The sequence below is a fragment of the Streptomyces sp. NPDC089915 genome (genome assembly GCF_040684675.1).
Classification (GTDB): Bacteria; Actinomycetota; Actinomycetes; order Streptomycetales; family Streptomycetaceae; genus Streptomyces.
Window position 1 is genome coordinate 38,415 of sequence record NZ_JBFBGN010000021.1, and the last position, 20,896, is coordinate 59,310.

16 protein-coding genes and 2 tRNA genes are annotated in these 20,896 nt (G+C 74.9%); 9 read left to right on the forward strand and 9 right to left on the reverse strand.

All coding sequences use genetic code 11. The features are described 5' to 3' along the window. Positions 1 to 145 precede the first annotated feature (145 nt). Genes AB0O29_RS09680 through AB0O29_RS09690 form a run of 3 tightly spaced genes read left to right on the forward strand, consistent with a single transcriptional unit; the run spans position 146 to position 4,205 of the window. Positions 146 to 1,318, forward strand: coding sequence for a hypothetical protein (locus AB0O29_RS09680; RefSeq protein WP_365148705.1), 1,173 nt, complete (start codon positions 146 to 148; stop codon positions 1,316 to 1,318). Beyond that, positions 1,306 to 2,877: a hypothetical protein gene (locus AB0O29_RS09685; RefSeq protein ID WP_365148707.1), complete on the forward strand. Its 1,572-nt coding sequence runs from the start codon at positions 1,306 to 1,308 to the stop codon at positions 2,875 to 2,877. The genes AB0O29_RS09680 and AB0O29_RS09685 overlap by 13 nt, the downstream gene beginning before the upstream one ends. Next, a complete protein-coding gene (locus AB0O29_RS09690; protein WP_365148710.1) occupies positions 2,874 to 4,205 on the forward strand; it encodes an AAA domain-containing protein in 1,332 nt (443 codons plus the stop codon). The genes AB0O29_RS09685 and AB0O29_RS09690 overlap by 4 nt, the downstream gene beginning before the upstream one ends. 63 nt (positions 4,206 to 4,268) lie before the next feature. On the opposite strand, the gene AB0O29_RS09695 is transcribed toward AB0O29_RS09690, so the two are convergent. Further along, positions 4,269 to 4,751 (reverse strand): MarR family winged helix-turn-helix transcriptional regulator, encoded by a 483-nt coding sequence (locus tag AB0O29_RS09695; protein WP_365148713.1) that lies wholly within the window; start codon positions 4,749 to 4,751, stop codon positions 4,269 to 4,271. A gap of 137 nt (positions 4,752 to 4,888) precedes the next feature. Between AB0O29_RS09695 and AB0O29_RS09700 the strand changes: the two genes are divergently transcribed. The 4 genes from AB0O29_RS09700 to AB0O29_RS09715 all read left to right on the forward strand — a co-directional run bounded on the left by AB0O29_RS09700 (position 4,889) and on the right by AB0O29_RS09715 (position 6,694). Continuing rightward, the gene (locus tag AB0O29_RS09700; RefSeq protein WP_365148715.1) at positions 4,889 to 5,446 is read left to right on the forward strand and encodes an NAD(P)H-dependent oxidoreductase; all 558 of its coding nucleotides are present in this window, start codon (positions 4,889 to 4,891) and stop codon (positions 5,444 to 5,446) included. 74 nt (positions 5,447 to 5,520) lie between these two features. Further along, entirely contained in the window at positions 5,521 to 5,865 is a 345-nt protein-coding gene (locus AB0O29_RS09705; RefSeq protein WP_365148718.1) for a hypothetical protein, read from the forward strand. A gap of 159 nt (positions 5,866 to 6,024) precedes the next feature. After that, a complete protein-coding gene (locus AB0O29_RS09710; RefSeq protein WP_365148721.1) occupies positions 6,025 to 6,630 on the forward strand; it encodes a bifunctional DNA primase/polymerase in 606 nt (201 codons plus the stop codon). Then, a tRNA-Lys gene (locus AB0O29_RS09715) sits at positions 6,621 to 6,694 on the forward strand. Before AB0O29_RS09710 ends, AB0O29_RS09715 begins: the two co-directional genes overlap by 10 nt. Before the next feature lie 78 nt (positions 6,695 to 6,772). On the opposite strand, the gene AB0O29_RS09720 is transcribed toward AB0O29_RS09715, so the two are convergent. Beyond that, positions 6,773 to 7,972 (reverse strand): M6 family metalloprotease domain-containing protein, encoded by a 1,200-nt coding sequence (locus tag AB0O29_RS09720; protein ID WP_365148724.1) that lies wholly within the window; start codon positions 7,970 to 7,972, stop codon positions 6,773 to 6,775. A gap of 408 nt (positions 7,973 to 8,380) precedes the next feature. Here AB0O29_RS09720 and AB0O29_RS09725 point away from each other — a divergent pair, with 408 nt between their 5' ends. Beyond that, a complete protein-coding gene (locus AB0O29_RS09725) occupies positions 8,381 to 10,306 on the forward strand; it encodes an EAL domain-containing protein (RefSeq protein ID WP_365148727.1) in 1,926 nt (641 codons plus the stop codon). Positions 10,307 to 10,420: 114 nt separating this feature from the next. Here AB0O29_RS09725 and AB0O29_RS09730 read toward each other — a convergent pair whose 3' ends face one another. Beyond that, the gene (locus AB0O29_RS09730; protein WP_365148730.1) at positions 10,421 to 12,136 is read right to left on the reverse strand and encodes a glycosyl hydrolase family 18 protein; all 1,716 of its coding nucleotides are present in this window, start codon (positions 12,134 to 12,136) and stop codon (positions 10,421 to 10,423) included. A 276-nt stretch (positions 12,137 to 12,412) separates the two neighbouring features. Next, positions 12,413 to 13,561, reverse strand: coding sequence for an LLM class flavin-dependent oxidoreductase (locus AB0O29_RS09735; RefSeq protein ID WP_365148733.1), 1,149 nt, complete (start codon positions 13,559 to 13,561; stop codon positions 12,413 to 12,415). A gap of 248 nt (positions 13,562 to 13,809) precedes the next feature. Here AB0O29_RS09735 and AB0O29_RS09740 point away from each other — a divergent pair, with 248 nt between their 5' ends. Then, on the forward strand, positions 13,810 to 14,568 hold the full coding sequence (locus tag AB0O29_RS09740) for an IclR family transcriptional regulator C-terminal domain-containing protein (RefSeq protein WP_365148736.1): 759 nt from the start codon (positions 13,810 to 13,812) through the stop codon (positions 14,566 to 14,568). Between the two features lie 119 nt (positions 14,569 to 14,687). On the opposite strand, the gene AB0O29_RS09745 is transcribed toward AB0O29_RS09740, so the two are convergent. The 5 genes from AB0O29_RS09745 to AB0O29_RS09765 form a co-directional block, all read right to left on the reverse strand. Beyond that, positions 14,688 to 14,761 (reverse strand) — tRNA-Lys (locus tag AB0O29_RS09745). A gap of 58 nt (positions 14,762 to 14,819) precedes the next feature. Next, the gene (locus AB0O29_RS09750) at positions 14,820 to 15,548 is read right to left on the reverse strand and encodes a hypothetical protein (RefSeq protein ID WP_365148738.1); all 729 of its coding nucleotides are present in this window, start codon (positions 15,546 to 15,548) and stop codon (positions 14,820 to 14,822) included. 50 nt (positions 15,549 to 15,598) lie between these two features. Further along, a complete protein-coding gene (locus AB0O29_RS09755; protein WP_365148739.1) occupies positions 15,599 to 17,317 on the reverse strand; it encodes an AMP-binding protein in 1,719 nt (572 codons plus the stop codon). Positions 17,318 to 17,343: 26 nt separating this feature from the next. After that, complete coding sequence (locus AB0O29_RS09760; RefSeq protein WP_365148742.1) at positions 17,344 to 17,955, reverse strand: lytic polysaccharide monooxygenase auxiliary activity family 9 protein; 612 nt, start codon at positions 17,953 to 17,955, stop codon at positions 17,344 to 17,346. Positions 17,956 to 18,181: 226 nt separating this feature from the next. After that, complete coding sequence (locus AB0O29_RS09765; RefSeq protein ID WP_365148745.1) at positions 18,182 to 19,762, reverse strand: SPFH domain-containing protein; 1,581 nt, start codon at positions 19,760 to 19,762, stop codon at positions 18,182 to 18,184. Positions 19,763 to 20,896: the final 1,134 nt, after the last annotated feature.

A 20,896-nucleotide genomic window follows, 5' to 3' on the forward strand; every position in this document is an offset into this window, starting at 1 on the left:
TGGGATGCGCGAATCCGTGGTCCGTCCATCATCCACGAGCCGCCGGATCGGCCCGCGCCCCGCCCGCCCGCCGGACGGCGGCGGGAACCGGTCCGTTTCGGCCGTACGTCCCCGATTGTCAGTGGCGGATGGGACACTTCCGCCCGTGAGCTCCTACCCGCCCAGCGGCCCGCCCCAGACGACGACACTGCGGCAGCGGCTCGCCGACCTGCGCGGCCCCGCCGTGCCGCCCCGCCCGCTCGACGCCCGGGCGCTGGCCGCCCTCGCCGCCAACCCGGGGTGCGGCAGACGGGCCGTCCTCGACGGCGGCGGGGTGGACAAGACCGCCCTGGCCGCGGCGCTCGGCACACCGGCGGCTTTCGGACAGTCCCAGTTCGCGATCGTGCGCGGGAACTCCTTCGAGGCCAAGGTCAAGGGCGACGGCGGGGCCGAACTGCTGCGCCTGGTGCACGCCCGCCTCGGCGGCGGGGCCGAGCCCCCCGGCGCGGACGCCCGCGTGCCCGACCTGACCGCCGCCGGGCCGGAGGGGCGGGCCGCCCGCACCGCGCTGGCCCTGCGCGAGGCCACCGCCGCGCGGACCTGGACCCTGCTGGACCATCCGATGCTGGCCCTGGAGGTGGCGGGCACCCCCGCCTACCTGGAGCCGGACGCGGTCGTCGTGCATCCCGACGGTCGCTGGACCGTCGTCGAGATCAAGTCCTTCCCGATGATCGACGGGGCCGCCGACGCCGCGAAGGTCGGGGCCGCCGCCCGGCAGGCCGCCGTGTACGTACTGGCCCTGGAGCAGACCGCCGCGAAGCTGCCGGGAGCCGAGGTCGGCCACCGGGTCCTGCTGGTGTGCCCCAGGGACTTCTCCAACCAGCCCACCGCCGAACCCGTCGACGTCCGCCGCGAGCACCAGGTCACCCGCCGCCAGCTGGAGCGGCTGACCCGGATCGAGGACCTGGCCGCCGGCCTGCCCGAGGGCCTCTGCTTCGACCCCTCCCGCAGCGCCGAGGAGCTGACCGAGGCCGTGTCCGCCGTCTCCGCCTCCTACGCCCCCGAGTGCCTGGCCGCCTGCGAGCTGGCCTTCCACTGCCGCGAGCGCTCCCGCGCCGCCGGGGACCCCGCCCTGCTCGGCCGGTCCGTACGCGGCGAGCTGGGCGGCCTGGCCGGTGTCGAGGAGGCCCTGGCGGCGGCCTCCGGCGCGGGCCCCGAGGGCGATCCCACCGCGGACGCGCTGCGCCGGGCGGCCCGGCTGCGCGCCGAGGCCCTGGAAGCGGCCGCCGCCGCCCGACCCCCGTACGAGGCCCCGGAGAACCCCGAATGCCCCTGCTGAGCACCCTCGCCCGGCTGGAGGCGGTCCGCGCGGGCCACGCCCGGCCGCTGGCGACCGTCCGCCACCGCCACCTGAGCGCCGAGCCGCTGGTCCTCGTACCGCTGACCACCGCCGGCGAGGCTGGCGCCCCGCTCGGCGCGATGCTGGGCACCGACCCGAACGAGCCGCGGATCCTCGTCATACCGCAGCCCCGCGACCGGGACCTGCGCTGGGAGTTCCTGGGCGAGCTGGCACGGCTGCTGATGCCGTACATCGAGTCGTACACGGACGTCGTCGAGCCCGCCGAGCGGACCGAGACCGACCCGGAGACCGGCCGGAAGACCAAGGTCGAGGCCGAACTGTGCGTGGACGCGCCGCAGATCATCGTGCCGAGCCGGGCCGGCGTCGAGTACGTACGGCTGCTGGGCCGGTCGATGCGGTTCCGCCGGACCGCCGAGGAGGACCCGGAGAACCCGTACCCGGCGCCCTCTCGAGTACCGCTGCTGGGCCGCTGGTTCACGCACCTCGCCGAGCGCTCCCGGGTGCCCGGCTCCGCCATGCTGCTGTCCGCCACCGACCTGCTCTCCCGGCACTGGGCGACCGGCCAGAGCAGCCTGGAGGACCAGCACCTGGGCTCCCTGCTCGGCTGGATCTCCCCGCCCGAGGGGTGTTCGGGCGCCGAGTGGGCGCTGCGGGTGGAGCTCGGCCGCGACGGGGACGGCCAGCTGCTGTTCCCGCCGGCCGGTCCGGCCACCGACCCGGCCTTCGACAACAAGCTGCTGGCGCCGGCGATGGCCCGGTTCGACGCGGCCCGGGCGGCGGGCGAGCCCCGCGACGGGGACGGCGCCCGGCTCGCCGAGCGGGCGATCCGCCGGCTGGTCGTGGGCCAGATGGAGCACACCTGGTGGCAGACGTGGGAGGCGATCGGCCTGCTGCGCGCCCTGCCGCCCGGCGAGCGGACCGGGGAGCGCTGGACCCGCGACCGCTGGTCCTTCACCGGCCACCGCGACCGGGTCCGTGCGGGCGAACCGCCGCAGCCGCGCCGCGACGACGCGGTGACGGCGGCCCAGAAGCTGGCCACGCGGGAGACCGAGCAGGTGCGGCTCGACGCGCAGGAGGCGCTGGACGATCCCCTCGTGATGGCGGGCCGGCGGTTCGCGGGCGAGGCCTTCGCCGGCGAGGTCACCGAGGTGACGATGGAGTGGACGGAGGGCAAGCGGCCGCGTCCGCGCCCGCTGCTGACGGTGGCCACCGAGGACCTTCCGCAGCTGGCGGAGGAGGGCGGCGGCAAGGTGTTCCGTTCGCTGGACGGCCGCCAGCAGGCCTTCGAGTTCGCCGGCCGCGAGGAGGACGGGCGGCTGCTGCTGCGCGTCCTCGACAAGATGGGCGCGGGCCGGGAGCCGGTGGCGGGCTCGGTGCCGGAGAAGGGCGACCGGGTGTGCTGGACCCTGTTCGAGCACGACGCGCGCGGCGGCCCGAAGCTGCCCGACCGGGAGAACACCCCGTGGACCCACGGCGGCCCGCCGGGATCCCCGACCGCCCCCGCCCTGGACGCCGTGACCGACGAGGACCTGCTGTGACCACCGCCTTCGACCCGGGCGCTGCCGCCGACCGGGCGACCGCCGCCATCCTCCACGACACCCTGCACGGCACGGAGCGGGGCGTGGTCGTCGACTCCCCGCCCGGGGCCGGGAAGTCGACGCTCGTGGTGCGCGCGGCCCGGGAGCTGGCCGCCGCCGGGCGCCGGCTGATGGTGGTCGCGCAGACCAACGCGCAGGTGGACGACCTGGTGCTGCGGCTGGCCGCGAAGGACCCGGAGCTGAAGGTCGGCCGGCTGCACAGCAGTGACGCCGACGCCTACGACCCGGCCCTGCGGGAGCTGCCGTCGGTCACCCTCTCGGCGAAGCCGGCGGAGCTGGCCGAGCTGCCCGTCACCGTCTCGACGGCGGCGAAGTGGGCGTACGTGAAGGCGGAGCCCTGGGAGCACGCGATCGTCGACGAGGCGTACCAGATGCGCTCCGACGCGCTGCTGGCCGTGGCGGGGCTGTTCGAGCGGGCGCTGTTCGTGGGCGACCCGGGGCAGCTGGACCCGTTCAGCGTGGTGGGCGCGGAGCAGTGGGCCGGGCTGTCCTACGACCCGTCCGCCTCCGCGGTCTCGACGCTGCTGGCGCACAACCCGCAGCTGCCGCAGCACCGGCTGCCGGTGTCCTGGCGGCTGCCGGCGTCGGCCGCGCCGCTGGTCTCGCGCGCCTTCTACCCGTACTCGCGGTTCCGCAGCGGGACGGGCCCGGGCGAGCGGCGGCTCGCGTACGGGGTGGCCTCCGACGGGTCCGGGCCGGACCGGGTGCTGGACGAGGCGGCGGAGTCGGGCTGGGGGCTGCTGGAGCTGCCCGCCCGGCACACCCCGCGCACGGACCCGGAGGCGGTGCGGGCGGTGGCCCTGGTGGTCCGGCGCGCCCTGGACCGCGGGGCCGTGACCTCGGACGAGCAGTCCCCGGCGCCCGTACCCCTGACGCCGTCCCGGATCGCGGTGGGCACGGCGCACCGCGACCAGGCGGCTGCCGTCCGGGCGGCCCTGGCGTCCCTGGGCGTCGGCGGCGTCACGGTGGACACCGCGAACCGGCTCCAGGGCCGCGAGTACGACCTCACGGTGGTCCTGCACCCCCTGTCGGGCCGCCCCGACGCCACGGCCTTCCACCTGGAGACGGGCCGCCTGTGCGTCCTGGCCTCCCGGCACCGGCACGCCTGCGTGGTGGTGGCCCGGGCGGGCATAGCGGACCTCCTGGACGCCCACCCGTCGACGGAACCGGTCCAGCTGGGGGCCCAGATCAAGTTCCCGGACGGGTGGGAGGCCAACCACTCGGTCCTGTCCCACCTGGCCGAACACCGGGTGGGCTGGCGTCCTTAGACCGGACACCGGGTGGGCCGGCGGCCGTAGACCGGACACCGGGTGGGCCGGCGGCCGTAGGGGCTACTTGCGGGTGGCGCCGAAGTGGTGGCGGAGGGTTTCGCCCACCTCGGCGAAGGTGCGCAGCTGATCCGGGGTCAGGACGTCGATCAGGTGGCGGCGTACGGATTCCACGTGCGGCGGGGCGGCCGCGGTGATCGCCGTCTCCCCGGCGGCGGTGAGCACCACCTCCGCTCCCCGGCCGTCGGCGGCGACCTCCTCGCGGCGGACCAGGCCGCGCTGTTCCATGCGGGTGAGCTGGTGGGACAGCCGGCTGCGGGACCAGCTCATCAGTGCGGCGAGCGCGGTGATCCGCATGCGGTGTCCGTCGGTGGAGCCGAGGACCGAGAGCACGTCGTAGTCGGCCTCGGACAGCGCGCTGTCCTGCTGGAGGTCACGCGCGATCTCCGCGTTGACCAGGGGGAACATCCGGCGCCAGGCGTACCAGGCGTCCTGTTCGGACTCGGTGAGCCAGCGGGGGTGGGCGGGCTCGGGCACTTCCGTCATGGGGGCAGCCTAGCCATTTTGGTGACACATCACCTACCTAGTTGACACATCATGCACCACCGGCTTCCCTAGGTGACACGTCAACAACAAGACTGGGCACCGCACATCACGCCAGCGCCCCGAGGGAGTTCACCCGCATGACCCGCCTGCACGTCATCTCCGCCGCCAACCGCCCCACCTCCTCCGGCCGCCCCCTCGCCCGCTGGGTCGCCGACCTCGCCCGCGAGCACGGCGCCTTCGAGGTCACCCCGGTCGACCTCGCGGAGATCGCGCTCCCGTTCCTGGACGAGCCGGAGTTCCCCTCCAGCGGCAACTACGCCCACCAGCACACCCGCGACTGGAGCGCGATCGTCGACTCCGCCGACGCGTTCGTGTTCGTCCTGCCGATGTACAACGGCGGCTTCACCGCCCCGTTCAAGAACGCCGTGGACTTCCTGTACGCCGAGTGGCAGGGCAAGCCGGTCGGCCTGGTCAGCTACAGCGCGGGCGGCTCGGGCGGCGCCCCGGCCGCCGAGATGCTGCTGCCGGTGCTCAAGCAGGTCGGCCTGGTCCCCGCCGCCCGCTCCGTGGCGGTGCCCGGCGTCGGCGGCCTGGTCGGCGCCGCGGGCTTCGAGGCCCCGGAGGGCCTGGCGGCCGAGGTCGCGGGCGTGCTCGACGACATCGCGGCCCTGGTGAAGGAGCCCGCCGCGGCGTGACGCCCGGCACCCTTGCGCGGCACGCGACAATGGAGGGTGGCCCCGGAGGAATTCGTACGCGCAGGAGGACACGCATGGCAGAGCCCGAGCGGACCGAGCGGAGGCAGCGGCCCGCACCCCTGCTCTTCGAGCCCTCGGAGGCCGTCGCGGACCCGGAGCACTTCTTCGACCTGGAGTCGATCGAGGACCCGCGGGAACTGCTGGCGCGCGCGACCGAGCTGACGCTCGCCTTCCGGGCCGCGCAGAACCGGGCCGAGGAGTTCCAGGCCCTCGCTGCGGCCCAACTGGCCGACCCCCGCCGCTTCGACCGCCTCCCCGCGTCCGCGATCGCCGAGGCGGCCGAGTGGACCGAGGACTACGCCCGCCGCATGATCGAGTTCGGCGAGGACCTCCAGCGCGGCACGCCCACGGAGCGCTGAACCGGGCCGGGGCCACGGGGGCGCGGGAGGGGTCGCGGCGCGGGGCGGCGGCCCACCCCCGGCATATGCGGCGCGCAACCTACCGCAGCCGACGCCCCCGCGTCCCGGTTTTCGGTAACTCGTGGGAACCGACACACTACGCGCGGTAGACATTGGCATATGACGATCCTGACGACGGCCGCCGCCCGCCCCGCCCTCGACGGCATCGACGCGCGCACCGCGCCCGCCACCCAGGTCACCCCCCGGGGCGCCGCCTGGCTGGCCTCCGCCTCCGCGCATCCGGGGAGCACCCTCGCCGTGTGGGAGAGCCGGCCCGAAGCGCCCGCCGTGCTGCCCTGCGGGACCGCCTTCGACGTCGTCAACGTCCCGCTCGTCCTCGGGCGGCGGATGCTCGACCTGCTGTGGGAGCGCGGCCCCGGCTCCGGGCCCGCCGCCGTGCACCGGGGGCGGATGCTGCTCTTCGCCTCGCCCGGCACCGCCCAGCGGCTCCCCGCGCTGCTCGCCTGGGAGGAGTGGGGGCCCGCCGCCCCGGCTCCGGCACCTCTGTGTCACGGCCACGGCGACGCCGTCACCGTGCCGCCGCTGCGGCCGGGAGCGGGGCCCTCCCGGTGGCTGGTCGCGCCGGACACCCGGCTGCCCTGGCTGCCCGGCCCGGACTGCCTCCTGTGGGCGTTCCTGCACGCCGCACGGGGTCCGGCCCCGGTATCGATTTTCGGTTCGGCGGATTCGGATGCTAGTGTCTACCTCGTCAGCAAGCGCCGCTAGCTCAGTTGGTTAGAGCAGCTGACTCTTAATCAGCGGGTCCGGGGTTCGAGTCCCTGGCGGCGCACAGACGGGAGAAGGCCCCCACTCAACGAGTGGGGGCCTTCTCCGTGTCCGGGGGCCGGTCCCGGCCGCCCGGCGGGCCTCAGGTCGTGATCTTCACCGTGTACGCCCCCGACAGCGTCCGGTCCGCGACCTCGATGGTGATCCGCTCCCCGGGGACGGTGAAGGTCTCCCCGACCTCCAGGGGGGCGTCGGCCAGCGGCGGGTACACCGAGCGGTCCCAGCAGGCCTCCGTGCGCGGGTGGCCGTCCAGGACCTCGATGGGGCCGCCGCCCGAGGCCGCCTCGTTGCGGACCCGGTAGACCAGGACCCCCTCGGTGCAGGTGTCCCCGTCGTTGCCGGAGGAGCCCCGCGCCTCGACCGCGATAGCGCTGCCGGGCCCCGTACGGATCACGGCGAGCCGGGTTCCGCCCGTAGCGCCGGGCTTGAGGGGCTGCGAGAGCGGCTGGAGGGTGTGCAGGGAGGTCCCGGAGCGCACGCAGTCGACCTGGGAGGCGTCCAGCCAGCCCAGCTTCCACTTCTGCCAGGCGAAGAGGTCCGGGGCCATGCCGAACTGGCTGCCCATGACGTCCCAGTCGCCGACGTAGGTGTCCCAGTCGCCCTTGCCGTCCGCCGGGCGGTGGTAGAGGTCGGGCAGGTCGAACACGTGCCCGGTCTCGTGGGCCAGCACGTTGCGGTCCGGGGGGTGCCGCTCGAAGACGGTGACGATCCGCCGCAGGTCGGTGCCGTCCGCCCGCAGGGGGCGGTCGAAGTTGACGACCTTGGTGGCGTCGGAGTCCACGCCCGGGGCGTTCGGGTCGGCGACGAAGTACACGATGTCGTACTGGCTGAAGTCCACCGAGGGATCGGCGGCGGCCACCGCGTCCCTCAGGTAGGCGGCCCGGGCGTCCGGGGCCCAGTCGCGCTGTATCCCGTACGCGGTCGACGGGCGGGGCATCCGGATCCACGCCTCCTGCGGGTGCGGGACGAGCCGGAAGCGGCCGTAGGAGGCCCGCTCGAAGAAGTCGCTCGTGGCCGGGAAGTAGTCGGCGGCCAGCTCCTTCGGCGTGACGGCGGTCTGGTGGTCGGGGAAGGAGAGGAAGACCATCACCGCGTGGAGCGTGCGCACCGGCCTGGGGTAGGCCCGGTTCCAGGTGTCCAGGCCGAGGGAGTGGTGCGCCGCGGTGCGGGTCAGCGCGCAGGGCCCGCCGGAGACGGGGCCGGCGGCCACCGCGGGTCCCGCGACGAGCGACATGGCGGCGAGCGCCGTCATCGAGGTGAGGATGGCCGCCGTACTTCGCATGCGGGAGCGGTCCACTCCCCCGGGTGTCAGCTGTCGCGGCACATCGACCTCCGGTGATGGATTCGTCCTGTTCCATCCACCTTGAGGTGATTGTCTTATTTATGCATGGTTCCCCTGCCCCACACGGGTGAGCACTACGGCAAGCCGGTGACGCCCGACGTTGACAGCCCCTCTTACGGAACGTCACGAACGATCACCCGGGATCAGACTCGAACTCGCTGCGCTCACGGACGTGCGGAATCAGTCACGCGGCGGCGGCCGACACGGCGTCAGCTCCGGCCCGACGGGGCGTCAGCACGGCGACGACCCGTGCCCCACACGGCGACGCCGCTGGATAGGGCCTCCGTCAGCCTCTATGATCGGCACACTTTCCTGCACCGACACTCACGAACACCGCGGGAGCCAACGGTGAGCGGAAGCTCAGAGGGAACCGGTTCGGCCGCCGACGGCATCCGCTCGGCCCTTACGGAACGTCACCAAGCAGTGCCTGCCGTGCCGGGCATGGCGGCGCCGCCGCCGAGGCTCACCGCCCGGGCCGCCGACGCCGACGCCCGGACCGACCCCGGCGCCGACCTCAGGGCGGCCGGGGTGATCGGCGGCGCCGCGGGCCGGCCCCGCGACTACCGCGCCGCCTTCGACGCGGCCCACCTGCCCATGGCCCTCGTCGGCCGGGGCGGCGACGTCATCGCCGCCAACCGGGCCCTCGCCTCCCTCCTGGGCGGCGAGCCGCACGAACTCACCGGGCAGAGCGCCGCCGACCTGGTGGACCTCGCGGCCGAGGCCCGCACCTGGCAGGCCTACCAGGAGGTGCTGCGCGGCCGGCAGGCCCGGCTGCGCTGCACGCGCCGCCTCAAGCACCCCGACGGCCACTCGCTGTGGACCGAGGTCACCCTGGGCCCCGTACCCGGCACCCCGGACGTCCTGCTGTCGGTCGCCGACATCAGCGACCGGCGCGACCTCCAGGCCCGGCTGCGCCACCTCCAGATGCACGACCCGGTGACCCGGCTGCCCAACCGGGCGCTGTTCTTCGAGCGGCTCTCGGCCGCCCTGGAGGCGTCCGCGTTCGGCAGCGGCGGGACGGGCCGGATCGGCCTGTGCTACCTGGACCTCGACGGGTTCAAGGCCGTCAACGACACCCTGGGCCACCGGGTCGGCGACCGGCTGCTGACCGCCGTCGCGGCCCGGCTGACCCACTGCGCCGACCAGTCGGGGTACGGGCGCTCGGGCGGGCACCTCGTCGCCCGGCTCGGCGGCGACGAGTTCGCGCTGCTGGTCGAGGACTCCACCGGCACCGAGCAGCTCGCCGACCTGGCCCGCAGCGTGCTGGCCGCCGTACAGGAGCCCTTCGACCTGGCCGGGCAGCGGCTGTCGGTGTCCGCGTCGATCGGCGTGGTCGAGCGCGACGCGGCCGGGACCTCGGCCACGGGGCTGATGCAGGCGGCGGACACGACCCTGTACTGGGCGAAGGCCGACGGCAAGGCCCGCTGGACCCTCTTCGACCCCGAGCGCAACGCGCACCGGATGACCCGCCAGGCCCTGTCGAGCTCGCTGCGCCCGGCGGTGGAGCAGGGCGAGTTCGAGCTGGAGTACCAGCCGCTGGTGGACCTGGAGAGCGGGGTGGTGCGCGGGGTGGAGGCCCTGGTGCGCTGGAACCACCCGCAGTTCGGCACATTGACGCCGAATCGGTTCATCGGCATCGCCGAAGAGGACGGCTCGATCGTGCAGTTGGGCCAGTGGGTGCTGCGCACGGCCTGCCGGCAGGCGCGCCGCTGGCAGATCGAACAGCCCAGTGACTCGCCGGTGTTCGTCTCCGTGAACGTGGCGGTGCGCCAGGTGTGGGACTCCGACCTGGTGGGCGACGTCGCGGAGATCCTCGCCGAGACGGGGCTGGCGCCCCAGCTGCTCCAGCTGGAGCTGACGGAGTCCGCGGTGATGGGTTCCGCCGGGCGGCCCCTGCAGGCCCTCCAGGCGCTCAGCGACATGGGCGTGCGGATCGCCATCGACGACTTCGGCACCGGCTACTCGAACCTGGCCTACCTCTCACGGCTGCCGGTGTCGGTGCTGAAGCTGGACGGGTCCTTCGTGCGCGGCTTCCGCTACGAGGAGGGCACGCACCCGAACCCGGCGGACGAGACCATCGTGGAGGCCCTGGTGCAGCTCGCGCACCGGCTGGGGCTGACGGTGACCGCCGAGTGCGTGGAGACCGCGGGCCAGGCCGCCCGGCTGCGGCGGGTGGGCTGCGACACCGGCCAGGGGTGGCTGTACTCGCGCGCGGTGGCCCCGGAGCGGATCGCCGAGATGATCAGCGCCCGCCCGGACGTCCGGCACGGCTGACGCTCCCGTACGGACGGCCGCACGCGGCCGGCCGACGGCCCCCGGGCGCACGGCCGCCCCCGGCCTGCGGTCAGGCGCGGGGGCGGTCGGCGCTCGGCGCCGGGTGGGGGGAGATCAGCAGGCGCCGAGATCCTTCCAGACGCCCCATTCACCGGTGGTGCCGGGCACCTCGTTCTGCGTCCACCACTGGGCCTTCCACTTCCGGCCGTTGTACGAGACCTCGTTGCCGGCGGTGTAGACCTGGCCCGCGACGTACGCCGGGGTGCTGCCGCAGCCCGTGGTCGGGGGCGTGGTGGGCGGCGTGGTCGGAGGCGTCGTCGGGGGCGTGGTGGGCGGGGTGGTGGGCGGCGTCGTCGGCGGGGTGGTGGGGGGCGTCGTGGCGCCGCCGAGGGCGTCGTTGATCTGGTTCAGCAGGGTGGTCTTGTCGTCCAGGCCGAGCAGGGAGTACATCATCGCGCCGGCCAGGCCGCGGCTCTTGCCGTAGTCGACCCGGGCCTGGATGGACTTCTGGTTCAGGCCGGTGAAGAACTCGCCGTCCTTGTAGAAGTACGAGGCCTTGGCCTGGTCGTCCCAGAAGGTGGTCGCCGGGTTGTCGACGATGCCGCCGAGCTCCTTGTAGTTGGCGATGCCGGCCTGCTGGGAGGTCGGACGGGCGCCGGAGGGGCCGGTGGCGGTCTGGGCGAGGCCGTTGGTGGTGCCGGCGGGGACGCCCTTCCAGCCGCGGTAGTAGAACTCGTAGCCCAGGGTCAGCTTGTTGGCGGGGAAGCCGCCCGCGATCCCGTAGGCCGGGTTGCCGTCGAGCCAGGAGTCGATGGCGTTCTTGACCCCGTACTTCTGGGTGCCCGGGGCGATCGGGTCGGTCGGGTCCGCGGCCGAGTTCAGCAGCGGGGACTGGTGGTACGTCGGCCCGTCGCCGTCCCAGGCGCCGTGCATGTCGTACGTCATGATGTTGGCGTAGTCGAGGTACGAGCCGATCTTGTCGGTCTCGATGTACTTGATCTTGTCCTGGCCGGCCGGGAGGGCCGCGGTCAGCAGGTACTTCTTGCCGCCGTTGGCCTGGCCGTAGGCGTCGAGCTGGTCGCGGAACTCCTTGAGCAGCAGGGTGAAGTTCTGCTTGTCCTCGGGGGCGTAGTGGTTGCCGAGGTGGCCGCCGGAGGAGCCGGGGTACTCCCAGTCGATGTCGATGCCGTCGAAGATCCCGGCCGCCGTGCCCGGGCCGCCGTAGCCGTCGGCCTTGGGGATGTTGCCCTTGATGTACTGGTCGATGCAGGAGGACACGAACTTCTTGCGGGAGGCGTCGGTCTTCGCCGCGTCGCTGAAGTACTTCGAGTAGGTCCAGCCGCCGATCGATATGTTGATCTTCAGGTTGGGGTACTTGGCCTTCAGCTGCTTGAACTGGTTGAAGACGCCCACGATCGGCTGGTCCCACTTGTCGGCGACCCCGCTGACGCTGTCGGCCGCGCTGAAGGACTTGCTGTAGTCGGCGTACGAGTCGCCCGCCCCGTCACCGGCGTTGGGGTTGTTGTCGTCGCCCGCCGCCTTGTTCGCCTCGAAACAGGTGAGGTCGGTGGGGTGGATGTTGCCGAACGAGTAGTTGATGACGTCGAGCTTGCCCGCGATGCCCCGGGTGTCCAGGTGCTTGGGGTAGAACGCGTTGCCGTACACGCTCCACTGGTCGTAGTAGGCGATCCGCACGCCGCCGGCGGCGGTTCCGGAGGCGGTGGCCGCGCCGGCGGCCTGGGCGGTGCCGATTCCCGCGAAGGCGGCCAGTGCCCCGGCGGCCAGCGCGGCCGTGGCGGCGGCCGCGACGAGGGGTTTACGGATGTGCATGAACTGCCTCCGGGGGGTGGGAGGGGAGGGCATCAGCTTCGGGTGAGAGAAGTGATAGCGATCACGGCACACCCCAGTCAATGGTTTGGACCAAAGAAGGACTAGACCACTGAGGCGGTAAATGCCCTCGTCAGAGGCATGGGGGCACAACGAAAACCGCCCGCCACCCCTGGTGACGAGCGGTTTAAGACTGCCTTAGGTCATGCTCCGGCAAGCTTTCGGCAACAAACCAGCCAAACCCCGTTCTCCGGCGTCCGGTGGGAATCGAGCCCGCGGCTAGGAGTCCGTGGGCATGCTGTACGCATCTGCGACGAGCCCGTACGAGCGCAGCCGGGCGGCCCCGCCGTGCCCGTTGGCGGTCAGCATCAGCTCGTCCGCGCCGGTGCGCGCCACCAGCGCGTCCAGCCCCGCGCGGACCTCGTCGGGGGTGCCGTGGACGATGTTCGCGAGCCAGCCGTCCACGAACTCCCGCTCCGGCGGCGAGAAGGCGTACGCGGCCGCCTCCTCCGGCGTCGGGACCAGCCCGGGCCGCCCGCCGCGCAGCCGGAGCATCGACAGCGCGCCGGTGAGCACCTGGGCGCGGGCCTGCGCGCCCGTGTCCGCGGCGAACGCCGAGACCCCGATGAGGGCGTACGGGGCGTCCAGCACCGCCGAGGGGCGGAAGCTCTGGCGGTAGAGGTCGAGGGCGGGCAGGGTGCCGGCCGCGGAGAAGTGGTGGGCGTACGCGAAGGGCAGCCCGAGCTCCCCCGCGAGGCGGGCGCTGAAGCCGGAGGAGCCCAGCAGCCAGATCGGGGGCCGGGCGGCGGGCCCCTGGACCGGGCCGGGGACGGCGTGCACGCGGGCGTACGGGTGCCCGTCGGGGAAGTCGTCGTCGAGGAAGCGGGTCAGCTCCGCGAGCCGCCGGGGGAACTCCTCCGCCGCCTCGTCCAGCCGCCCGGGCCCGCGCAGCGCGGCGGCCGTGCGGGGGTCGGTGCCCGGCGCCCGGCCGAGCCCGAGGTCGACCCGGCCGGGGGCGAGGGCCTCCAGGGTGCCGAACTGCTCGGCGACGGCCAGCGGGGCGTGGTTGGGCAGCATGACCCCGCCCGAGCCGAGGCGGATGCGGGAGGTGTGCGCCGCGAGGTGGGCCAGGATCACCGCCGGGGAGGAGCTGGCGACCCCCGGCATGGAGTGGTGCTCGGCGACCCAGTGGCGGTGGAAGCCGCGGGACTCGGCGAGCCGGGATATCTCCACGCTGGTGCGCAGCGACTCGCGGGCGGAGCCGCCCGCGCCGACGGTGACCAGGTCGAGGACCGACAGCGGCACCGGCGCCCCGCCCCGGACGGTCCCGCGCACGGGGTCGGCTCCGGTCGCGTGCGCCCCGGCCGGCCGCGCTCCGCCCGCGCCGGGTCCCGTACCCTCGGGGCCCCTGGCCTCGCTGTCGCTCATCGTCGTCGCTCCCGTTCCGTCCGGCTCGTGCGCCTCACGCGGCACCCGTACGGAGAAGGGGAACGGCGACCGCCCACCGGGCATTCCCGGCAGACCGGGGCAGGCGCATGACCTTGGCATATGCCAGACGGGTAGACCCAGGCAGAGGGGCTTGATCAAGCCATCAATCTCCTCAACACACGCTCCACGTGGGCCTCTTGATGGCTATCGTGGTAGAGCAAGCGGTAACAACCTGGTAGGGGGAAACCGTGGCGCTGAAGCCCGAGCCGACCGCGCCGTTCCACTCGGTGCAGTACGCCCTTCGCGTACTCGAAACGATCTCGCGGCACACCGGCGGTGTGACCGACGTGCAGATCGCGCGTGAGACCGGCCTGCCCGCGGTCCATCTCGCCCCGATGCTGCTCATGCTGCGCCGGGAGGGGTACGTCCTCCAGGTCTCCGACGGCGCCTACGCCATAGGGGACTCCCTCGTCCTGCTCGGCTCCGGGAGCGACCGGCAGCAGGCCCTCCAGGAGAAGCTCCAGGACACCCTGGACCGGCTGCGCGACTCGGTCGGCGCGGCCGTCTACATCAGCCGCTACGTGGACGGCGAGGTCCGGATCACCCAGTTCGCGGACAGCCCGCGCACCCCGAAGGTCCACGAGTGGGTCGACTTCCGCTCGGCGGCGCACGCCAGCGCGGTCGGCAAGTGCCTGCTCACCCAGCTCGACCAGAACGGGCGCCGCGACCACCTGTCCCGGCACAAGATCGCGCGGCTGACGTCGAAGACGATCGTGAACGAGCGGATCCTGTTCTCGAAGCTGGACAGCCAGCCGGCCACGGTGCCCGTGCTGGACCTCCAGGAGTACGCCGTGGGCACGGTCTGCGCGGCGGTCCCGATCACGGCCGGGGCGGCCGTGGGCTGCCTGGCGCTGTCCATGCCCGTCGAGCACGCGCACCGGCTGCGCGCCGCCGCCGACGCGCTGAACCGGAGGGCCGCGCCGCTGCTGCTGTCGCTCACGCTCTGAGCGGGGGCCGGCGTCGGCGTCGGAGCCGGGGCGCCGGGTGGGGCCGGGGGGCCTGCCGCCCGGGCCCGGAAAGCACTTCGGGCGGTTCCCGGTGAACCGGGAACCGCCCGAAGATCAGGTGCGCCGCCAGGGACTCGAACCCCGGACCCGCTGATTAAGAGTCAGCTGCTCTAACCAACTGAGCTAGCGGCGCTTGCTGACAGAGAAAATACTACCTGCTCCCGAGGGGTGCTCCAAACCAGATCCGCCGGTCACCAGGACAGGGCCGCGACCTCGGTCCCCTCGGGGGTGCGGACCCGGACCGTGCCGGTGTCCCCGTAGACCTCGTGGCGCCATTGCGCGAAGACCTGCGCGAGCCGGCGCGCGTCCTCGCCGAGGCCCTTGCCGACGGAGCCGGTGGTGAAGACGAGCCGGGCCTGCCCGGCTCCCCCGTCCTTGCGGACCCGGACCTCCCGGGCGCCCCGGGAGGGCATGAGCCGGTCCGCGTCGGTGCGGTGGCGGTCGTAGTAGGCGTTGAACTCGCGGGTCATGTCGTACCAGCCGTCCACGACCGGGCAGGGGCCCGCGGGGGCGCCGGAGGCGGTGTCCTGGTCGGTCGGGGGCTGCGGGGTGCCGGCGTCCTGGTCGGTCGGGGGCTGGGAGGTGCCCGGGCCCTCGTCGGTGGGGGGCTGGGGCGCGCCCGTGTCCTCGTCGGTGGGCGGCTGGGAGGTGCCCGGGTCCTCGTCCGTCGGGGGCCGGGGCGCGCCCGTGTCCTCGTCCGTGGGGGGCTGGGAGGTGCCCGGGTCCTCGTCCGTCGGGAGGTTCGGGGCGGCGGGGGCGCAGGACGGGGAGGGCGGCGGGGGTGGGGGCGGTGCCGCGCGGCCCGCGACGTGGGTGCCGCAGGCCGCCAGGGCGAGGCTCAGGAGCAGGGCCGCCGCGGCCGCCCAGGCCTTCGCGGCCGACGGCGTGGCGGGCGGTGTGGCGGACGGTGTGGTCGTCATGGGAACCCCCCTCCCGGAGGAAGAGGGCTCCGCGCTCCTCCCGGTTCCGCTCAGCCCTCCAGGAGCTCCCGGCGGCCCCGGTCCCCGTACGCCGACAGCAGCGCCTCCAGGTCCGGCCCGCCGAGCGGGCGGTAGGCGCCGGCGACGCGGTGCCAGACCGGTTCGGGGCAGAGGAAGCCGGTCCGGCGCAGGGCGGCCCGGTGGACCTTGTTCGTCGCCGTGACGGGCATGGCGCCGAGGACGCGGACGTAGCGCGGGGCCATCTTCGTCCCGAGGTCGGGCTGGGCGGCGAGGAAGGCGGTGAAGGCCTCCGGGTCGAAGGCCGCGCCCTCCCGCAGGGCGACCGCGGCCATCACCTGGTCCCCCGCCGCCTCGTCCGGGACGGCGTACACGGCGACTGCGGCCGCCTCCTCCCAGCGGGCCAGGATGTTCTCGATCACCGCGGCGGCCAGGTTCTCGCTGTCGACGCGCAGCCGGTCGTCGGTGCGGCCGGCGAAGTAGAGGAAGCCGTCCGGGTCCCGGAAGAACAGGTCGCCGGTCCAGTACCAGCCGTCGCGGGTGCGGGCCGCCTCGGCCCCGGGGTTGCGCCAGTAGCCCTCGAAGTGGCTGCGGCCGCGGTTGACCAGCTCGCCTATGGCCTCCTCGCCGTTGCGCAGGCGGCCCCGCGCGTCGAGGACGGCCGGGGGGCATTCGCGGCCCGTCTCCGGGTCGACGACGGCCAGGTCGTCGCCCGCGCCCGGCCGGCCGAGGGCGCCGGGCGGGGTGTCGGGGGTCCGCTGGACGGAGGCGCCGCCCTCGGTGGCCCCGTACCCCTCGACCAGCGGGACGCCGAACCGCTCCGTGAACCGGGCCGCGTCCACGGCGCCGGCCTCGGTGCCGAAGCCGAGGCGCAGGGTGTGCGCGCGGTCGTCGGGGCGGGGTGCGGTGGCGAGGAGGTACTGGACGGCCCGGCCGACGTAGGTGAAGTAGGTGGCCCCGTACGCGCGTACGTCGTCGAGGAACCCGGAGGCGGAGAAGCGGCGGCGCAGGGCGACGGGGGCGCCGGCGGCGAGGGCGGGGAGCCAGCAGGCCATGACGGCGTTGCCGTGGAAGAGCGGCATGCAGACGTAGTGGACGTCGTCGGGGGTGACGCGGAAGTGGCGGGCCAGGGAGTGGCCGGCGGCGGCGAGGCGGCCCTGGCTGCAGACGGCGGCCTTGGGGGCGCCGGTGGAGCCGGAGGTGAAGTAGAGGAGCAGCCGGTCGTCCGGGCGGGGGCCGCCGGGCCGCACGCGGGCCTCGCCGGGCTTGGCGGCGGCGTAGGGGGCGAGCAGGGCCTCGTACTCCTCGGTGCCGGTCACGAGGATCCGTACGCCCGGCAGGTCGAGGCCGCGCAGGAGCGGGAGGTGGGCCGGCTCGGTGACGAGGAGCCGGCAGTCGGTGTGGAGGATGTCGCGGGCCAGCTCGGGGCCGCGCCGGGTGGGGTTGATCCCGGCGACGGCGGCCCCGGCGAGGGCCGCCGCGCCGAGCCAGAAGGGGAACTCGGGGGTGTTGTCGAGCAGCACCCCCACGTGCGGCTCCGCTCCGGGCGGCAGGAGGTCGGCGAGGAGCGCGGCGCGGGCGGCGGCCTCCTGGGCGGTCCGGTGGCGGCTGAGGACGGTGGCCGGCGCCCGGGTGGCCCCGGGGCCGGTCTCCGCGCCGTACTTCAGCCCGGGCCGGTGGTCGCCCCACTGGCGCGCGATGAGCTCCGCGACGGTCTCGGGGCCGGGATCGGTTTCGGTCGTCGTCCGCATGCCGCCGGAGGGTAATTGACGCTGCGTCAGAACTGAACGTCGGAGCAGGCGTAGAACGCCATCGGGGTGTCGTTGACGGTCCACACCGCGAGGATCATGTGGCGGCCGGTCTTCCCCGCGGGCATGGCGCCGCGGTGGATGGTCGTCATGTCCGGGCGGCCGCCGTTGTAGGGGACGACGAGGAAGGGCTGGGGGTCGAGGGAGGCCCGGGTGAGGGGCTTGGTCGGGTCCCAGCCGTTCTTGGTGACGTAGTACTTGAAGTCGGTGGTGGAGTGGTTCGCGGTGAACTGCCAGCGGAAGTCGAAGGGCTGGCCGGAGTTCACCTTGGTCGCGGGCCAGGTGCCGCCGCGCGGGTCGTCGAGCTGGGCGAACTCGCTGTGGCCGCCGGAACAGATCTGGCCGTCGGCCGGACCGGCCGCCGGGAAGCCCTTGTAGCCCTCGACGCTCTGCGGCTCCCACTGGATGGGGCCGCAGTCGGGGACGGTCTTGTTGGCGCAGAGCTTCTGGCGGCTGATGGGGGTGTCGGTGTAGCCGTGGCCGCTCGCGGCGGGGGCGGTGAGCAGGGTCGCGCCGGCGAGCAGGACGGCGCCGAGCGCGGTGGCGCCGGCGGCGCGTCCGGGTATGCGGAAGGGACGCATGATGCTCCTTGGGTGTGGGGGGAGAGCCTGGCGGGGCGTGCGCACACGTGGGGACGGGCGCGGGGGGTGGCGGAATTCCGCCGAGGGGAGGCGGTAGGTCTAGACCAAGTCCCACAGTATTGACGGGACTTGGACATGTCCATCCCCATGCGAAAACGGGTGGTCCGGTCGTTACCGGCCACCCGTTTCGGCTGGAGCGCGTCAGGTACGGCTTCGGGTACGGCTGTTACTGGTCGGACCTGCCGGTGTAGAAGGCGACGGTGAGGTCCTTGACGAGGGCCTTGCGCTCGTAGTCGTCGAGATCGACGATCCCGCGCGAGGTGAGCCGGTGGACGGTGTCGTCCACGGCGTCGACGACGGCGGTCAGGACGGTGTCCCGGTGCTTGGCGTCGATCACCGCGATCCGGCGCCGGCGCATCGCCTCGGCGACCTCCGGGGCGTACTCGATCCGGGTGGGCTGGGCGGAGAACACCTCGATCCCGACGGCCTCCGTCTCGGCGGCCAGGGTCCGGGTCAGCGCCTCGCCGACGGCCTCGGCGTCGCGCAGGGTCGGGGCGTCGTCGTGGAAGGCGTCGGCCGGGAGCCGGGACAGGACGCGGGCCGTGGCCGACTCGACCTGCTCGGCGAGGTAGTCGATGTGGTCCTCGACGGCGAGGGTGGCGCGGGCGGTGTCCCGGACCTGCCAGACGACCTGGACGACGACCTGGAGGGCGAGGCCGCCGGAGTCGACGGCGGGCATGGGCTCGCTGCGCCAGTGCCGCAGCCGGACGTCCACGCGGCGGCGCAGGAGGAGGGGGCTGATCCAGGTCAGGCCGGTACGGCGGACGGTGCCGCGGTAGCGGCCGAAGAGGGTGAGCACCCAGGCGTGGCCCGCCTTGGCTCGGCCGAGACCGCCGAGGGAGAGGAGGGTGACGATGCCGAGGAAGGCCAGCGGGGGCCAGTGGGTGACGCGGAGCCCCTGGTAGGGGCGGGCCGGCACGCCGAAGGCGGCGACGAGGGTGGCGGGGACCACCCCGGCCCGCCACAGCACGGCCGCGCAGCCGGTGAGGGCGAGGAGGCCCACGACCACGGCGATCCAGCCGGGCAGTACGGGCCCCCGGTGCTCCCGGAGCCGCTCGTCCCCGCGGGGCACCCGGCGCGCCGCCGGAGCCGTCCGCTCGGCGGGGCGGCGGGGCGTCGCGGCGGCGGGGGCCTCGGGCCGGGCCGCGAACGGCAGGTGCACGGGCACCTCCGTCACGGCCGCCCCCCGCACGGACCCGCGCCGCGGGCCGCCGCGGATGCCGTCCCGCCCCTCGATCCCCCGCGCGACGGCCTGCGCCACGATCTCGGCCACCCCGGGCCCGGGCACCCCGACCCCACCCCGCGCGGCGGGCACGTCACCCCGCGCGGGCTCGGCCCGGGGGGCGGGGGGCGCCGGGGGGTGCGGGTCGGCCGGGGCGGTGGGCGGCCGGCGGTCCGGTGCCTGCGGCTCCGCGCGGGAGACCGCGGGACGGGGCCCGGGACGGGCGGTGGCGGGCTGCGGTTCGGAGAGGGGCCGGCGGGACGGTTCCGCGTGGTGCTGCGGGTCGCCCACGGCGTGCGTCCGCCGGTCGGCGTGCGGGGCCGGGTGCGGTGGCTCCGCGTGGTGCTGCGGGGTGTCGCCCACGGCGTGCGTCCGCCGGTCGGCGTGCGGGGCCGGGTGCGGCGGCTCCGCGTGGTGCTGCGGGCCGGGGCGGGCGGCGAGGGGGTGCGGCTCGGCCCGGGGGGCCGGGGCCGTCGGCTGCTCGGGCTCGCCGATTCCCGCCTGCGCGCCGGCATCCCGCAGCACGCCGCCGGGGACAACCTCCGTCTCCGGTACGGCACTCCGGGAGGGCGCCGCCGCCTCGGGGGGCACGGCACCCCGCAGGGAGAGCGTGTCCGCCGACGGGTGCGCCATGGTCCGGGTCGGCGCCGCCAGGTCCGGAACGGACCCATGGGCAGCGGCCGTTCCGCCCGAGCCCGGGAAGGCCTTCGCCTCCGGACCCTGAACGGGCTTGTCGGCAGGGCTCGTTACCCCCGCACCCGGGAGAGCGGCACGGACGGGGAGCACCGCCTCCGGCGCAGGAGCGGCCACGCGGACCGGCACGGCCTCCGGCACGCGGGCAGCCGCACGGGGCGGAGCCGCCACCTCGGGGGCCGGAGCGGCCGCACGGACCGGCACGGCCTCCGGCACGCGGGCAGCCGCACGGGCCGAAGCCGCCGCCTCGGGGGCCGGAGCAGCCGCACGCGCAGGGGCCACCGCCCCGGGGGGCGGAGCGGCCGTGGGAGCAGGGGCCGCCGCCCCCGGGTCCGGAACGGTCGCACGGGGTGAAGTCGTCGGATCCGGGGCCGGAGTGGCCGTGCGGGCAGGCATCGCCGCCTCCCGCGCCGGAATCGCCGTGCGGGCGCGGGGCGCCGCCTCCGGGGCGGGAACCGGGGAAACGGCAGGGGCCGGCACCTCCGGAACCGTCGTGCGGGCACGGGCGGACGGTTCCGCCGGCGGACCGCCGGCTGCCGAGGCCTCCGGCGCCGCGGTCCGGGTCGCCCACGCGGCGACCGGAGGCTCCGGGTGGGGAGCCGGGGCCGGAGTGTGGGGGGTTGGGGCGGCCATGGGGTGGGGCGTGGTGGGGCGCGGGTGCTCCGCCGGCCTAGTGCGGGCCATCGGGTCCGCCCAGGCGGGGTGCTCCGGCACGCCCTCGGGCGGGGCCTGCGGCTCCGGGCGGGAGGTGGTGGTCACCGGGGCCGTCGGGTCCGCGTCGGCCAGGCGCTCCGGACCCGATCCGGGCGCCTGCGGCTCACGGTGGGCCGGGGTGCTCGGTCGGGTGGCGGGCTGCGGATGTGCGGGGGCGGGGTGCGGTGGGTGGGCGGGGGCTGCGGCGCGGACCACGCGGGTCGGGTCCGGGGACCAGGCCGGGGTCGTGGCGGCGGAGGGCAGCGGGAGGGG

Coding starts and splice junctions, on each gene's coding strand:
- AB0O29_RS09685 (WP_365148707.1), top strand. CDS start 1,306: ATGCCCCTGCTGAGCACCCTCGCCCGGCTGGAGGCGGTCCGCGCGGGC.
- AB0O29_RS09695 (WP_365148713.1), bottom strand. CDS start 4,751: ATGACGGAAGTGCCCGAGCCCGCCCACCCCCGCTGGCTCACCGAGTCC.
- AB0O29_RS09700 (WP_365148715.1), top strand. CDS start 4,889: ATGACCCGCCTGCACGTCATCTCCGCCGCCAACCGCCCCACCTCCTCC.
- AB0O29_RS09705 (WP_365148718.1), top strand. CDS start 5,521: ATGGCAGAGCCCGAGCGGACCGAGCGGAGGCAGCGGCCCGCACCCCTG.
- AB0O29_RS09710 (WP_365148721.1), top strand. CDS start 6,025: ATGACGATCCTGACGACGGCCGCCGCCCGCCCCGCCCTCGACGGCATC.
- AB0O29_RS09720 (WP_365148724.1), bottom strand. CDS start 7,972: ATGCGAAGTACGGCGGCCATCCTCACCTCGATGACGGCGCTCGCCGCC.
- AB0O29_RS09730 (WP_365148730.1), bottom strand. CDS start 12,136: ATGCACATCCGTAAACCCCTCGTCGCGGCCGCCGCCACGGCCGCGCTG.
- AB0O29_RS09735 (WP_365148733.1), bottom strand. CDS start 13,561: ATGAGCGACAGCGAGGCCAGGGGCCCCGAGGGTACGGGACCCGGCGCG.
- AB0O29_RS09750 (WP_365148738.1), bottom strand. CDS start 15,548: ATGACGACCACACCGTCCGCCACACCGCCCGCCACGCCGTCGGCCGCG.
- AB0O29_RS09755 (WP_365148739.1), bottom strand. CDS start 17,317: ATGCGGACGACGACCGAAACCGATCCCGGCCCCGAGACCGTCGCGGAG.
- AB0O29_RS09760 (WP_365148742.1), bottom strand. CDS start 17,955: ATGCGTCCCTTCCGCATACCCGGACGCGCCGCCGGCGCCACCGCGCTC.